Annotated in this window: 16 protein-coding genes and 1 tRNA gene; 16 read left to right on the top strand and 1 reads right to left on the bottom strand. The window is 58.7% G+C overall.

The genetic code is table 11. The features are described 5' to 3' along the window. Nucleotides 1-137 precede the first annotated feature (137 nt). From psbB to WH7805_RS06060, 10 genes are all read left to right on the top strand, one after another. On the top strand, nucleotides 138-1,697 hold the full coding sequence (psbB, locus tag WH7805_RS06015; protein ID WP_006042121.1) for a photosystem II chlorophyll-binding protein CP47: 1,560 nt from the start codon (nucleotides 138-140) through the stop codon (nucleotides 1,695-1,697). Between the two features lie 21 nt (nucleotides 1,698-1,718). Continuing rightward, nucleotides 1,719-1,814, top strand: a complete 96-nt coding sequence (locus WH7805_RS06020) for a photosystem II reaction center protein T (protein ID WP_006042122.1) — start codon at nucleotides 1,719-1,721, stop codon at nucleotides 1,812-1,814. A gap of 117 nt (nucleotides 1,815-1,931) precedes the next feature. After that, nucleotides 1,932-2,408, top strand: a complete 477-nt coding sequence (gene nrdR, locus WH7805_RS06025) for a transcriptional regulator NrdR (protein ID WP_006042123.1) — start codon at nucleotides 1,932-1,934, stop codon at nucleotides 2,406-2,408. Nucleotides 2,409-2,512: 104 nt separating this feature from the next. Then, nucleotides 2,513-3,619 carry a 30S ribosomal protein S1 gene (locus tag WH7805_RS06030; protein ID WP_006042124.1) on the top strand — a complete coding sequence of 369 codons (1,107 nt, stop codon included), beginning with the start codon at nucleotides 2,513-2,515 and terminating at the stop codon, nucleotides 3,617-3,619. A gap of 14 nt (nucleotides 3,620-3,633) precedes the next feature. Further along, entirely contained in the window at nucleotides 3,634-4,428 is a 795-nt protein-coding gene (locus tag WH7805_RS06035; protein ID WP_006042125.1) for an HAD family hydrolase, read from the top strand. A 46-nt stretch (nucleotides 4,429-4,474) separates the two neighbouring features. Then, complete coding sequence (gene metK / locus WH7805_RS06040) at nucleotides 4,475-5,734, top strand: methionine adenosyltransferase (protein ID WP_006042126.1); 1,260 nt, start codon at nucleotides 4,475-4,477, stop codon at nucleotides 5,732-5,734. Between the two features lie 17 nt (nucleotides 5,735-5,751). Beyond that, nucleotides 5,752-7,020 (top strand): FGGY-family carbohydrate kinase, encoded by a 1,269-nt coding sequence (locus tag WH7805_RS06045; RefSeq protein ID WP_006042127.1) that lies wholly within the window; start codon nucleotides 5,752-5,754, stop codon nucleotides 7,018-7,020. Nucleotides 7,021-7,184: 164 nt separating this feature from the next. Next, the gene (locus WH7805_RS06050; protein WP_006042129.1) at nucleotides 7,185-7,472 is read left to right on the top strand and encodes a DUF2470 domain-containing protein; all 288 of its coding nucleotides are present in this window, start codon (nucleotides 7,185-7,187) and stop codon (nucleotides 7,470-7,472) included. 21 nt (nucleotides 7,473-7,493) lie between these two features. Then, nucleotides 7,494-8,156, top strand: coding sequence for a ComF family protein (locus tag WH7805_RS06055; RefSeq protein ID WP_006042130.1), 663 nt, complete (start codon nucleotides 7,494-7,496; stop codon nucleotides 8,154-8,156). 30 nt (nucleotides 8,157-8,186) lie between these two features. Beyond that, a tRNA-Phe gene (locus WH7805_RS06060) sits at nucleotides 8,187-8,259 on the top strand. Between the two features lie 274 nt (nucleotides 8,260-8,533). Here WH7805_RS06060 and WH7805_RS06070 read toward each other — a convergent pair. Further along, complete coding sequence (locus tag WH7805_RS06070; RefSeq protein WP_232198969.1) at nucleotides 8,534-8,932, bottom strand: hypothetical protein; 399 nt, start codon at nucleotides 8,930-8,932, stop codon at nucleotides 8,534-8,536. Between the two features lie 65 nt (nucleotides 8,933-8,997). Between WH7805_RS06070 and WH7805_RS06075 the strand changes: the two genes are divergently transcribed. The 6 genes from WH7805_RS06075 (at nucleotide 8,998) to WH7805_RS06100 (ending at nucleotide 14,711) form a co-directional block, all read left to right on the top strand. After that, complete coding sequence (locus WH7805_RS06075) at nucleotides 8,998-9,669, top strand: chromophore lyase CpcT/CpeT (protein ID WP_369775999.1); 672 nt, start codon at nucleotides 8,998-9,000, stop codon at nucleotides 9,667-9,669. After that, nucleotides 9,666-10,109: a hypothetical protein gene (locus WH7805_RS06080; protein ID WP_006042134.1), complete on the top strand. Its 444-nt coding sequence runs from the start codon at nucleotides 9,666-9,668 to the stop codon at nucleotides 10,107-10,109. The genes WH7805_RS06075 and WH7805_RS06080 overlap by 4 nt, the downstream gene beginning before the upstream one ends. Nucleotides 10,110-10,516: 407 nt before the next feature. Beyond that, complete coding sequence (locus WH7805_RS06085) at nucleotides 10,517-11,239, top strand: phycobilisome rod-core linker polypeptide (protein WP_006042136.1); 723 nt, start codon at nucleotides 10,517-10,519, stop codon at nucleotides 11,237-11,239. Continuing rightward, nucleotides 11,236-11,943 carry a pentapeptide repeat-containing protein gene (locus tag WH7805_RS06090; RefSeq protein WP_006042137.1) on the top strand — a complete coding sequence of 236 codons (708 nt, stop codon included), beginning with the start codon at nucleotides 11,236-11,238 and terminating at the stop codon, nucleotides 11,941-11,943. Before WH7805_RS06085 ends, WH7805_RS06090 begins: the two co-directional genes overlap by 4 nt. A gap of 148 nt (nucleotides 11,944-12,091) precedes the next feature. Then, nucleotides 12,092-12,976, top strand: coding sequence for a phycobilisome linker polypeptide (locus WH7805_RS06095; RefSeq protein ID WP_006042138.1), 885 nt, complete (start codon nucleotides 12,092-12,094; stop codon nucleotides 12,974-12,976). A 115-nt stretch (nucleotides 12,977-13,091) separates the two neighbouring features. Then, on the top strand, nucleotides 13,092-14,711 hold the full coding sequence (locus WH7805_RS06100; RefSeq protein WP_006042140.1) for a phycobilisome rod-core linker polypeptide: 1,620 nt from the start codon (nucleotides 13,092-13,094) through the stop codon (nucleotides 14,709-14,711). Nucleotides 14,712-14,747 lie beyond the last annotated feature (36 nt).

Consider the following 14,747-nt stretch of genomic DNA (forward strand, 5'->3'; position numbering starts at 1 on the left):
CAACGGACCAGCGGCAATCACTCCATGCTGATTCCAGACGTTGCAGCTCACGACAACGGCACGCGCACACTGAGATGGACGCCTTACGATCGCTTGGTCTGGCTGTCTATACAGCTCCGTTCCCCCGAACCTGACCCATGGGATTGCCCTGGTATCGGGTGCACACCGTCGTCATCAACGACCCCGGCCGTCTCTTGGCCGTGCACCTCATGCACACTGCCCTCGTTGCCGGCTGGGCCGGCTCGATGGCCCTTTATGAACTTGCCATCTTCGATCCGTCCGACCCTGTTCTGAACCCAATGTGGCGTCAGGGCATGTTCGTGATGCCCTTCATGGCACGCCTTGGCGTGACCGACAGCTGGGGTGGTTGGAGCATCACCGGTGCCACCGGTGTTGATCCAGGTTTCTGGAGTTTCGAAGGTGTTGCCGCCGCTCACATCGTGTTCAGCGGACTGCTGATGCTTGCTGCCATCTGGCACTGGACCTACTGGGACCTCGAGATCTGGCAAGACCCCCGCACCGGGGAGCCTGCTCTCGACCTTCCCAAGATTTTCGGTATTCACCTCCTCCTCGCTGGTCTTGGTTGCTTCGGTTTCGGAGCGTTCCACCTCACCGGTGTGTTCGGTCCTGGCATGTGGATCTCAGACCCATACGGCATCACAGGTCACCTCGAACCGGTGCAACCTTCATGGGGTCCTGAAGGATTTAACCCCTTCAACCCTGGGGGCATCGTCGCTCACCACATTGCCGCCGGAATCGTTGGCATCATTGCTGGAATTTTCCACATCACGACGCGTCCCTCTGAGCGCCTCTACAAAGCGCTGCGGATGGGCAACATCGAAACGGTGCTTGCTAGTGCGATTGCAGCGGTGTTCTTCGCTGCCTTCATCGTTGCCGGCACCATGTGGTACGGAGCAGCTGCCACCCCGATCGAGCTATTCGGCCCCACCCGTTACCAGTGGGACCAGAGCTATTTCAAAACAGAAATCAACCGTCGCGTTCAAACGGCGATGGACCAAGGCGCCACTGCAGCCGAAGCGTACGCTTCGATTCCAGAGAAGCTTGCTTTCTACGACTACGTCGGCAACAGTCCTGCCAAGGGCGGTCTGTTCCGCGTCGGCCCGATGGTGAACGGTGACGGTCTTCCCACTGGATGGCTCGGCCACATCTCCTTCACAGACAAAGAGGGAAGGGATCTCCAGGTCAGACGCCTTCCCAACTTCTTCGAGAACTTCCCCGTCATTCTTGAAGACAGCGATGGAATCGTTCGTGGAGACATTCCCTTCCGCCGTGCGGAAGCGAAATACTCGTTCGAACAGCAAGGAATCACCGCAACAGTGTTTGGTGGTGCCCTCGATGGACAAACCTTCACGGACCCTGCTGAAGTGAAGCGTCTTGCTCGCAAGGCTCAACTTGGTGAAGCGTTCGAGTTTGATCGGGAGACCTACAACTCCGACGGAACGTTCCGCAGTTCACCGCGTGGCTGGTTCACCTTCGGACACGCCACCTTTGCACTGCTGTTCTTCTTCGGGCATATCTGGCACGGTGCTCGTACTCTGTACCGCGATGTGTTTGCCGGTATCGATCCAGACCTCGGTGAACAGGTGGAATTCGGCCTCTTCCAAAAATTGGGAGACCGTTCCACCCGTCGTCTGCCCGATGGTTTTGTGCCACCGGCCGGAACCCCTCTCAGCTAATCGCCCTTTAGGAGTTACCCGATGGAAAGCTTTGCTTACATCCTCATCCTCACCCTTGCGATTGCCACTCTCTTCTTTGCTATCGCCTTCCGCGATCCACCGAAGATCGGCAAGTAGTCCTCAAAACCCCGCCATTCGGCGGGGTTTTTTTTATGTCTTGCGCTGAAAATCACTGCTGCTCTGTTCACCTGTGGACGCAAACCGTATGATTAGTGCACATTCGAGTGCGCGGGCATGCAATGCCCTTCCTGTCAAAACACAGATAGCCGGGTGCTCGAGTCACGAGCAGCTGATGGCGGTCGCAGTGTGCGTCGACGCAGGGAATGCTTGAACTGTGAATTCCGCTTCACGACCTACGAACGAGTAGAAACCGTTCCAATCACTGTGATCAAACGGAATGGAAACCGGGAAGCATTCAGTCGCAGCAAGCTTCTTCACGGACTTAGTCGTGCGTGCGAAAAAACAGGACTGGCTCCTGAACGGCTCGAAACGATCGTGGATGATCTGGAATTGATCTTGCAGCAACGCAATGGTCGTGAAGTCTCCAGCCATGACATCGGAGAACTGGTGCTCGAGCAGCTCAAGGGATTGAGCGAAGTCGCTTATATCCGCTTCGCATCGGTGTATAGACAATTCAGTGGTGTCAGTGATTTCGTCGCCACGCTCGAAGGCATCAACGCTTCCAAGACCCGCATAGAAGCTCTGGTTTAAGAGACAGACTCTCCACTCTGTAAAGTGAGGGATTGCCTGGACCAGGTCGGCGGGCCTGCTCCAGTTTCCTTCGCTCTGCTCAACGGGCAGACCGCCACCCCTCCATGACTGTCACCTCCACTGATCCCGTTCAGGATCCTGCTGTGGAAACGGCTGAAACCCTCACCAACGTGCCCGAAGCAGCAGCCGAGATGGCAGCCGACCAGGCAGATTTCGGCACGGATGAAGATCTCAGCATCCCCGAAGACATCCCCACCGCCGACGACCCCAGCAGTCGTGCAGCGAATCGGGACATGGACAACGCCGGCTTCACGCTGGATGAGTTTGCAGCCCTTCTCAGCAAGTACGACTACAACTTCAAGCCGGGCGACATCGTGAACGGCACGGTGTTTGCCCTGGAATCGAAGGGCGCCATGATCGACATCGGCGCGAAAACTGCGGCTTTCATGCCTCTTCAAGAAGTCTCGATCAACCGGGTGGAAGGGTTGAGCGACGTACTTCAGCCGGGCGAGATCCGCGAGTTCTTCATCATGAGTGAGGAGAACGAAGATGGTCAGCTCTCACTCTCCATCCGCAGAATTGAATATCAGCGCGCCTGGGAACGGGTTCGCCAACTCCAGAAGGAAGATGCCACGATCTATTCCGAGGTGTTTGCCACAAACCGCGGTGGTGCCTTGGTGCGTGTTGAAGGTCTCCGTGGATTCATCCCTGGGTCTCACATCAGCACCAGAAAGCCCAAGGAAGAGCTGGTCGCCGATTTCCTTCCACTGAAATTCCTCGAAGTCGACGAAGAGCGCAATCGCCTCGTGCTCAGTCACCGCCGCGCGCTGGTGGAACGGAAGATGAATCGCCTGGAAGTGGGCGAAGTTGTGGTGGGTACCGTTCGTGGCATCAAGCCCTACGGCGCTTTCATCGACATCGGCGGTGTCAGTGGCCTGCTTCACATCTCTGAAATCAGCCACGAACACATCGAGACTCCCCACTCGGTTCTCAATGTGAACGATCAGATGAAGGTGATGATTATCGATCTCGATGCCGAGCGTGGACGCATCTCGCTGTCGACCAAAGCCCTCGAGCCAGAGCCCGGCGACATGCTCACCGATCCTCAGAAAGTGTTCGAGAAGGCCGAAGAGATGGCCGCCCGTTACAAGCAGATGTTGCTTGAACAAGCCGAAGAAGGCGAAGAACCCCTGGGCTCGATGATGGTCTGAGTTGCTGAGCCCCCTTGGCTCATTTCAACCTCCGGGGCCAAAGCATTGGTCCCATCGACGGGGTGCTGTTCGACAAGGACGGCACCCTTTCTCACAGCGAGCCTCAGCTCAAGAGCCTGGCCGATGCTCGGATCGAAGAAGCCAAGCGTCAGTTCTCGGCTCAGGGAGCGTCGAGCGCGGACATCGGCGAACTTGAAGAGTTGCTGGTTCGCACCTACGGACGTAACCGAGAGGGGGTTCTGCCAGACGGAACCTTGGCTGTGGCCTCAAGACAGCACAACATCCTGAGCACAGCCACGGTGTTCGCACAAATGGGCCTGGGTTGGCCTAAGGCTTTGCTGATGGCGGAAGACGTTTTTAATTGTGTTGATGTCCAGTGGCAGGCAAAGCATCCCAATGGACATCCCGTTTCCATGCTGCCGGCAGCCTTCACCATGCTTCGATCGCTGAGGGAGGCCGGTGTGATCTGCGCGGTGATCAGCAATGACACCACCGATGGCATCCAAGCATTTCTGCGGCATCACAATCTCACCGACATGTTTGCGGCGGTATGGAGTGCTGAGTGCTGGCCGTGCAAGCCAGATCCAGCTGCAGTCCACGCACTGTGTGCACAACTGAATCTATCGGTCGATCGCTGCGCTCTGATTGGCGATGCCGACACCGATCTGTTGATGGCCAAACGTGCAGGCATCGGAGCCGCTATTGGCTACGTGGCAGGTTGGCATCGCTCCCCTGATCTCACGGCTCATGACCATCTGATTCATCACTGGCAAGACCTCACCTTGGAGAAGCCATCAGGACAACCATGACGCCGGAACTCCACGCTTTACAGTCCGACGAATTCGACAGCCCGGTATGAGTCGCTACGTCTTCACCTCAGAATCGGTCACAGAAGGACATCCCGATAAAATCTGTGATCAGGTGAGTGATGCCGTTCTCGACGCCCTGCTGGCCCAAGACAGCAGCAGCCGAGTGGCCTGTGAAACGGTGGTCAATACCGGGCTTTGCATGATCACGGGTGAAGTGACCTCCAAAGCACAGGTCGATTTCATCCATCTGGTGCGCGATGTCATTCGAGAGATCGGTTACAGCGGTGCCAGGGCCGGCGGATTCGATGCCAACAGCTGTGCCGTTCTCGTCGCGCTCGATCAACAGTCGCCCGACATCGCCCAAGGTGTCGATGAAGCAGACGACCACGAGGGAGATCCTCTCGACAAAGTCGGCGCCGGCGATCAGGGCATCATGTTCGGATACGCCTGCAACGAGACCCCGGAGCTGATGCCGTTGCCGATCAGCCTGGCGCACCGGTTGTCACGTCGGTTGGCCGAAGTGCGTCACAACGGCACCCTGGATTACCTGCTTCCAGATGGCAAGACTCAGGTGAGCGTGGTCTATGAGAACGACAAGCCTGTTGCCATTGACACGATCCTGATCTCAACGCAGCACACCGCTGAGGTTGCTGGAATGAACGACGAACAGCAGGTTCGCGAACGCATCAGCGACGACCTTTGGACCCACGTGGTGGAGCCTGCAACGGCCGACCTTCCGCTGAAGCCTTCCAAAGACTCCACGCGCTATCTGGTAAATCCCACAGGAAAATTCGTGGTGGGTGGGCCACAGGGTGACGCTGGGCTCACAGGCCGAAAGATCATCGTGGACACCTACGGAGGATATGCCCGTCATGGCGGTGGAGCCTTCTCCGGGAAAGACCCCACAAAAGTGGACCGTTCAGCAGCTTATGCAGCTCGGTACGTGGCCAAATGCCTTGTGTCTGCAGGACTTGCACAACGCGCTGAAGTGCAGCTCAGCTATGCCATCGGGGTGGCCAAGCCGGTCTCGATCCTGGTGGAATCCTTTGGAACCGGCAAGGTTTCGAATGCGGAACTCACCGAATTGGTGCAACAGCACTTTGACCTGCGTCCGGGAGCCATCATCCAGCAATTCAAATTGCGTGAGATGCCCTCGTTGAGTGGAGGACGCTTCTACCGCGATACCGCTGCCTATGGCCACTTCGGCCGTCCCGACCTGAAGCTGCCCTGGGAAGACGTCGAAGACAAAGCATCAACCCTGCTTCAGGCTGAAGCCAGCCGTCTTCAACAGGGCAACACCCTCTGATCACAGGCACTAACACCATGGCGAACACGCCGCTTGCCCTCGGCATCGACCTGGGAACAAGTGGCGTGAGGATCGCCGTGATCGATTCCAGCCGGTCGCTGCTGTTCAGCGCCGCCACCCTCTACCGCCAGGGTCTGCAGGCACCGTCTGACTGGATTCAGGCTGTGACAGAGCTCATTCCATCCATCCCCACGCCGCTCCGCAGGCAACTGGGGGCTGTCGCCGTGGATGGAACCTCCGGCACGCTGCTCGCCTGCACCCATCAGGGGGACCCCCTTGGCGACGCACTGCCGTACCACCAGGCCTGTCCAGAACAGATCGAGAAAGTGCGTGATCTGATCGCCGAGGACGGTCCTGCCTGCAGCGCAAGTAGCAGCCTGGCCCGTGCCCTGAGGTTGCTGCAACACCATCGGCAACCGGTCTTGCTGAGACACCAGGCTGATTGGGTGCATGGGTGGCTTCTCCAGGATTGGCGCTGGGGAGAAGAAGGCAACAACATCAGGCTGGGCTGGCTTTTGCAACGCCAGTGCTGGCCGGAAAGCTTTCACGCAGAACCGTGGATGGCGTCGTTGCCCGACATCCGTCCCAGCGGATCGCCTCTGGGAACGATTTCAAAAGAGCGCTCCAAAGACCTCGACTTACCCGATGACCTGCTCGTGGTCGCGGGCACCACGGATGCCAACGCCGCGGTGCTGACGGCAGATGCAGCAGACGATGAAGGCATCACCGTGCTGGGAAGCACCTTGGTGATCAAGCGATTCATGGATGAGCCACTCAGGCCTGGGGCCGGCACCTCCACGCACCGAGTGGGTGGCCGCTGGCTTGGAGGTGGAGCGTCGAACAGTGGAGGCGCCGTGCTCCTTCAGGTGTTTCCAGGCATCGACCTAACAGAGCTGAGCCGTCAGATCGATCCCGAAGCATCCAGCGGGCTTGATCTACGACCGCTGGCTTGCAAAGGAGAACGCTTCCCGGTGGATGATCCAGCCCAGGAGCCCGTGCTCACGCCTCGCCCCGTGAGTGATGCGCTCTATCTCCATGGACTGCTCGAAGGTCTCAGCAGAATTGAACGAGATGGTTGGCAGCGCTTGCAGCAACTCGGGGCTCCAGCCCCCAAAAGGCTCGTGACGCTGGGAGGGGGTGCCAGAAATCCGCAATGGCGTCGCCTTCGCGAACGAATGCTGGGACTGCCGATCCGCAGCTGCACCACCCCCCCGGCTGCAGGAGTGGCCCGTCTGGCGCTCACCGCTCTGCAACAAAAGGCCGCTGCGGCGAGCCATTCCGAGTGAGAATTGGTTGAGCTTCTCTGAACCCTTGCCCAACCGACTGCGTGACGTCCTGGCTGTGGGTCTGTTCCTGGTTCTCGCGGGCTATGTGGGGTTCAGCGGCTTCCGCCTGGCGCTGCTGCTCTGGCAGCGCTTCGGCTGAATCACTCTGACCGCTATCGATTCCCATGGCTGCCGACCCTCTCACTCCTGAAGTCAGCGACCGCATCTGCCGTCATATGAATGACGACCACAGCGATGCCGTGCTGCGCTACGCCCACCATTACGGCGGGGTTCCATCCGCAACAGCGGCAACAATGAAAGAGGTCACAGCTAACGCGATGACCTTGGACGTGGATGACCAGGCCGTGCGAATCCCCTTCGATCATGTACTGACTGACAGCGAAGATGCGCACAGAACCCTGGTGGCCATGCTCCGGGCCATGCCAGCGCCTGTGACTGGAGGGGAATCCTGAGATAGCGCTGAAGAGCATGCATTGCTGACTCCCCTCAAGGACTGCCTGAAGGATCTGCTCACCACGCTCTGTTGCCCGCGCTGCAAAAGGGAGATTGAACGTTGTCCTCGACAAGGACCGTTCTGTCTGGCCTGCTGGCAACGCTTTGCCCTTCCTGCTCGAGGATTGCATGGAATTCGTCCCTACCGCTGGATGGCGGCGGGATGGTACGAGGGAGAGCTGCGCAATCTGATCCTGCAGCTGCGGTGCCATCCGGATCGCCGTCTTCTTCATGCACTCACCGAGGGCCTCGGTGCAGCCCTGCCAAACGATGCCGTTCTGGTTCCCATCCCCGGCTGGAAAGCCGAGTCCAGAAGCAACCCACTGCCCTTGATGATCTGTCGATCCCTGCAGCGGACCACCCGATCGCTGCTGAAGCGTTCACGTCCAACCGTCGGTCAGCACCATCTCAACCGGCAGCAGAGGATGACGAATCAACGGGGAAGCTTTGTTGTAGACCCAGGGGTAGCGATCTCTCGAGCAGTTCTTAGCACCGAAGAGAGAGCGCCGGACCTTTGGCTTGTGGATGACATCCTCACCAGTGGAGCCACGGCCCTTGCTGCCATGGATGCCCTGAACGTCCGGAGAATGACGGTCAGTGGAGTGATCTGCCTGGGCAGAACGCCCCTCGGACGCACACGGTGATTTAAGATCTCCATGTCGCGCAGACAACGCGCCGGGATAGCTCAGTTGGTAGAGCAGGCGACTGAAAATCGCCGTGTCCCCAGTTCAAATCTGGGTCCTGGCATTTCGCCACTCGTTCGTTGATACGTTTTCCTGTCAATGACGATCGTCAGTTCAACAATGCCGACGGCTTTGCAATGGCATTTGACCCGGCTTGGAAAGAATGCCATGTCAAAGGATTGCTCTCAGGGCTCAATCTTGATGAGCAAATTGAAACGGTGATCAAAACCTTCGATGATCATCCATTCATCCAGTCCAGCCCCCAACAAGCACGGCAGGTCGCCAGATTTCGCGTGAGGTTGCTTGATCTTGAGGCCTAAATCAAGAGCTTGATTTCATCAGGCGCTGAGCAGATTAATCTGTTCCTGATCAAGATCTGAATCGTCAACGATCTGTTCGTCTCCATGATCCATCTGGGGATCATCCACATACACGGTTTCGTCGACCTGCTCTTCGGATGCCTCAACAAGACGAAGTTCAGGCTCGGGATGCTCTTCTGACAACAAACCATGCAGGTGACGCAACCGGTCGCTGCTTTCAGTAAGGAGATGTTGACTCTCCTCGTCATTGACAGACGGCTGGTCGACTTGAGCCTCGAGCTGCTGGATTCGCTGTTCTAGTGACAGCAACCGAAGTGTGAGTGACTCCGCAATCTCACTCACGGTATGGAGCTGTTGGCTGAGCTGATGCACTGTGGCCAAGAAACCATCACCAGAGGTCATAAGGAGTAAGGACAATGCAATCTTCGTGGATCGTATCGATCGTGAAGATGTTGTCCAGCAAGGAGATCTCAACCAGCAGGATGGGGAAAGAAGCTGTGATCGAGACCACGATGAATGAGGCCCTTATCCGGTTGATCCGAAGCCTCAGCGCCAGCTTCAGCAACCAAGAACAAGCGTTTGAAAACCCGCCTCTTTACGGCAACATTTTGGTCCGGCTACGCCCTCTGCCCCAGCTGGATCCGGGATCTCTCTTGCTCGAGCAGGCCTACGCCATCGCCTCAAACGAGCCCTACCGAGTTCGGGTGCTGCAGCCGACCGTCTGCCCGACGCGTGGCCTGTTGATCCTGAACTACGCGATCCGCGACGATCAGCGCTTCTGGGGCAGTGTCGAAGACCCACAGCGACGCAGCCAGCTCACGGCAGCCGATCTCACCTTGCTGGAAGGGTGCTCATACCAAGTGCGCGAAACGGATGAGGGGTTCCGTGGCGAGGTTGAACCTGGATGCCGATGCCTGGTAACCCGGCGGGGGAAAACCTCGTATCTCGTGAGCAGCTTTGAGCTCACGGATGACGGGATGAGCACCATCGACAGGGGATACGACCCGGCGACACACGAGCATCTATGGGGATCGATCGCAGGTCCGTTCCAGTTCAAACGCACGGACGATCACAGCGCTGAGATCCCTCATCACTGGGTCACTGATCTCAAGAACACCGGCGGTACTGTGTTGGGCAATGGGGAGGACAGGTGACGCAATCGTCTGAAGCCATCATCCGTTCGCTCACGTCGAAGCTGGCTCCAGACATGGAGCTTCGCCTGTCCATCGGCGACGGCGTTCTGCGCATCAATGTGAAACCGGACGATCGCACGCTCTGGCAAGACACACTCCTAACCATCACTGAGCCCGGCAACGTTCTCCTGGCATGTGAAAGCAGCTCCTGCGCATTAGAGGCCACGAGGCTGACCTGGGTCGTTGGAGCTGCAATTCGTGACACCTCAATCGACCAAGCCGAAGCGATCGTGAACCTGCTGCAGTCCCTCGGGGTGGCATCGAACCTGGCTGAAGCGGTACCGGAGCACTGCCCAGGCCTTGCTGAGGAGATGACCTGGGCGTTCTATCTCGAACGCCATGGCTGGCTGACGGCATGCCCCGTGTTGCCATCAATGGCCTCTGGACAGTCAGAGCCATGACAGCCACAAACGCAGACGGAATCAAAGATTGAGTGCAACGAGCCAAGGCGTGCGGGCTCGATCAGGACCCTCCCATCCCCGATGCTCTTCGCCAGGTCATTGCAGAGGCTGATGAGCAAAAACGCCTGCTCACTACCGATGAGATTTAAAAGTGTTGCCGTTGGTCAGGAGTAGGACCCACCGCACGGGCCGCGTTGCTGAATGACAAACCAGACCTAGTGAAACCTGATTGCCTTGACCGAGTGATGCAAAGGCTTCAGCTCAAGCAGCCAAGTAGAAGCATTAGGGGCAACTCCTGAGCACACCAGCCACACGATTCTCAATGTGATGAAGAGACGCGAAGGCTCCGCCACAGAACCGACCCAAAAGCCCGACAATCATTACCTATCAACTGAGCATTTCTACTGATGGCACTTCAGCTCCTGGAGTACCCGTTGACAAGCCAAAACCAGCGCGTCGGGGATTTGGGTGGCCTGACGTCCGAACTCAATCGGGCAACCTTTCCGAGCCGCGACGATCGCAACGCTCAGATTGAAAAGGCCTACCGGCAAATCTTCTTCCATGCGATGAAGTGCGACCGGGACGTCAACCTGGAGTCACAGTTCCGTGATGGCAGCATCACCACCCGTGACTTCATCCGCGGCCTGCTGCTCTCGAGGAGGTTCCAGGAAGGCTATGTCTCCTGCAACACCAATTACCGCCTAGTCGATCAGGTGATAGGACGCGTGCTAGGGCGTCCGGTTCACGGCCAGAGCGAGCGGATCAGTTGGTCAATCGTGATCGCCCAAAAAGGCTTCAGCGGTTTTGTGGATGCTGTCTTGGACAGCACTGAATATCTCGATGCCTTTGGATATGACGACGTACCAGCCCATCGATCAAGGGTGATTCCTGGCGCTCCTACAGGAGAGATGCCGATCTACCAGCGCTTCCCTCGCTATGGCCGCGACCACAGGGACATGCTGTGGGAGCAGAAGCTGCTGACAAAAGATGAGCTCAACCAGCTTCCCACCTGGATGCAGAAGCCACCGGCATGGGCGAAGAAATTCTGGTTGGGCTTGGCCTTGGTCGGCAGTGTGGAAATCCTGCGAATCCTCGTCATCGTGGCAGGCTCGATGCTCAGCACTCGTTGACCTTCTTGGATTCCAAGCTGCAGCTGGCCCACTGGCTTCCGCCTGAACAAACACGACCTGAAACCCTCTCGGGCCCTTTGAAAGATGCCCGGGGGGCAGATTGGCGGGGCCTCGTCCTCGGCTCCATCGATCTGAGTGGCGCGCTGCTGTGTCGCGTCGATCTCAGGGGCAGTGATCTGAGCTCCTGCTCGTTGGAGGGAGCCGATCTGCGCTTGGCGCGCTACGACAGCAAGACCGTGTTCCCCGAGGGGTTTGAGATCCGGAGCAGCGGCGCAGTGGGACCTGGCGCTCGCCTCAACGGTGCCTTCCTGAATGGAGCCAACCTCAGAGACATGGACCTCAGAGGCACCAATCTGATGGGCAGCTATCTCAGTGGAGCCGACCTCAGCGGATGCCTGCTGGACCAGGTTCGACTGGTGGGAGCGGATCTGCGCCATGCCGTACTTCGAGGAGCCCGATGCCGTGGCACCCGATTCGGAGGCTGTCAGCTTGACTTTGCCGACTTCCGCGGAGCCGACCTCACGGACGCGGGACTTGAAGGGGTGGAGTCCATCCGAGGCGCCGATTTTTCCTTAACGACAGGCCTAGACCCCCTGAGAAACCATCTGCTCAGCAGGCCCATTCAGGAGCTTGACTGCTGGAACCCGTTGACACGGCAAAGCACAAGGGCGTCGCTCGACGCAGCAGCCGCGAACCCGAAATAACAGCCAAGCCGCTACCTAAAAAGCAAGCCGCTGTCAAAAAAATGCAGTGTCACGCAACACTCAAACACAATTGATTGAGCTTTATTGCGAAACACGCCCGCATCCCTGATCACATCTGAGCATGGCAGCGAGTTGTCATCCGCTGTTTATGCCCTTCGGTCCCGCCTCACTCCTCGGGGTTGAGCGTTTCTCTCAGGAAAGCGAAGCTCCGCTCGAGCTGATCCCTGGGGATGACGACGCCAAGAAAGAACAGATCATCAATGCGGTGTACAAGCAGGTGCTTGGCAACGCCTATGTGATGGAGAGCGAGCGTCAGCTCGTGGCTGAATCCCAGTTCAAGCTCGGTGAAATCAGCGTGCGCGAGTTCGTGCGCATGGTTGCCAAGAGCGAGCTGTACCGCGGCCGTTTCTTCGACACCTGCGCCCGCTACCGCTACATCGAACTGGCCTTCCGCCACCTGCTGGGACGCGCACCCGTGGACTTCGATGAGATGCGTGCCCATGCCGAGCGCCTGGACAGCAAGGGCTACGACGCCGACATCGACAGCTTCCTCGATTCCGACGACTACCAAAACACCTTTGGTGAGTGGACGGTGCCTTACCAGCGCGGCTGGAAGACCGAAAGCTGCACCACCATGCAGGAGTTCACCTGGAGCTTCCAGCTGCTGCGGGGCAACAGCAGCAGCAGCCTGAAAGGCGACCTTTCCGGCATCACCAGCAAGCTTGGCGGCAACGCTTACCAGAACCGCCCCATGGCGGTGGTTCCCCCCTCCTCCAGCGAAACCCAGGGCTGGAGCTTCCGTCCCTCCAAGAACCTGCAGGACGCCGCCACCCGCCTGGGCAGCGGCGCCACCGATCAGGGCAAGACCTACCGGGTGGAAGTCACCGGGTACAGCGCCAACAACGTGCGGCGCATCTCCCGCTACACCCGCTCCAACCGGGTGTACTACGTGCCCTTCGACAAGCTCTCCGAGCAGTTCAAGCGCATCCATGCCGAAGGCGGCACGATCGCCAGCATCACCCCCGCGAACTGAGGTACACCCTCAGTCCTGCTCCCATAGCAGAACCTTCTGGATGGTGAGACCAGCCAGAAGGTTCCGGGAGTAACGCCTGCTTTCCCAAACAAGGCCCTCCAACACCAATTCTCCCATGTCTTCCAACAGCTCTAACGCCCTTGGCTTCGGCGCCACCCAACTGATCCCCGGCCCCGTCTCGTACTCCCGCACCCGCACCCCCTCCGGCAGTGCAGCTGTGCGCAACGGCGACTTCCGCAATCAGGGCACCAAGGCTTCCGTCGATTTCTTTGCCGCAGACGACGAAACCGCCTTTGCCGCCACCGTGCGGGCTGCTTACCGCCAAGTGTTTGGCAACGTGCAACCCATGGAGAGCGAGCGTGCCACCAGCGCCGAATCCATGCTCCGCAACGGCGACATCAGTGTGCGCGAGTTCATCCGCACCATCGCCAAATCAGAGTTTTACCGGTCCCGCTACTTCGAGGCGGTTGGCCCCCACCGTGCTGTTGAACTGAGCTTCAAGCACCTGCTGGGCCGCGGCCCCGTCAACGAAGCGGAAATCACCGCCCAGGTAACGCTGATGGCCGACGGTGGTTTCGACGCCGCCATCGACGGAATCCTGGATTCCGACGAGTACATCCAAGCCTTCGGGGAAGACACCGTCCCCTACTCGAGCAGCTTCACCAGCCAGGCCGGTCAGCCCCAGGCCAGCTTCAACCGCATTGCCGCACTCGAGCGGAATTTTGCCGGCAGCGATACGGCCATCGGCAGCCGCAGTCAGCTGCTGGGCAACCTGGCCCAGGGCTACACCATTCGCATCAATCCGCCCGCTCAGGTGTATCGCAGCGATTCATTCGTTGCTGGTGGTTTCACCGGCAGCGGCAGCGCTCGCAGTGTCTTTGCACCGGTGAAGCGCAGCACCGCTGATGGAGGGGACAGCGCTCCCATGCGTGGAGACCTCTACGTCGGTTTTGGCCTTGGTCAACGGGTCCAAGAGACCTTCGAACGTTGCGAGGGCGACTCCGCCGATCAAATCAACGCTCTGATCCGCTCCACCTACCGCCAGGTGATGGGCAACCCTCATCTGATGGAAAGCGAGCGCAGCCTCACCGCTGAAAGCAAATTCGCCGAGGGCACCCTCAGCACCCGCGAATTTGTCCGCGCCATCGCCCTCTCTGCGGAATACAGCCGTCGCTTCTTCGAGACCAACGCGCCCTACCGCTTCGTTGAGCTCAACTTCAAGCACCTGCTCGGACGCGCACCTGTGTCTCAAGCTGAGGTGAGCGAGCACATTCAGCGCCTGGCCAACGAAGGCTACGAAGCTGAGATCAACAGCTACCTCGACGGCAGCGAGTATCAGGAAGCCTTTGGGGAGTACACCATTCCCTTCCAGCGTGTGAGCACCGAGAACGGTCGCTCCCAGGTGGCCTTCAACCGCAACCTCGCCCTGTCCCAGGGGTACGCCTCGAGCGACACCGTTCAAACGAGCTCAACCCTTGTGACCTCGGTTGCAACGAACAGCTCACCCAACAACTGGAACAGCACCACCCAGCGGATCAACCGCATCGGCGCTGCTTCTGGCACAACCGAGCCCACCGGCAAGCGCTACCGGATCGTGGTTCAAGCGCAGCCGGCTGGTGGTCGTCAGCGCACGCCAAATGCCAGCTATCTCGTTTCGGGCAAAGACATGACCTCCCAGCTGGGCTACATCCACCGCCGCGGTGGCCGGATCGTATCGATCACCGAAGTGATCTGATCACTGTTCATCAACCCTTTCCTGCCCCCGTACCCC

The sequence above is a fragment of the Synechococcus sp. WH 7805 genome, from assembly GCF_000153285.1.
Taxonomy (GTDB): Bacteria; Cyanobacteriota; Cyanobacteriia; order PCC-6307; family Cyanobiaceae; genus Synechococcus_C.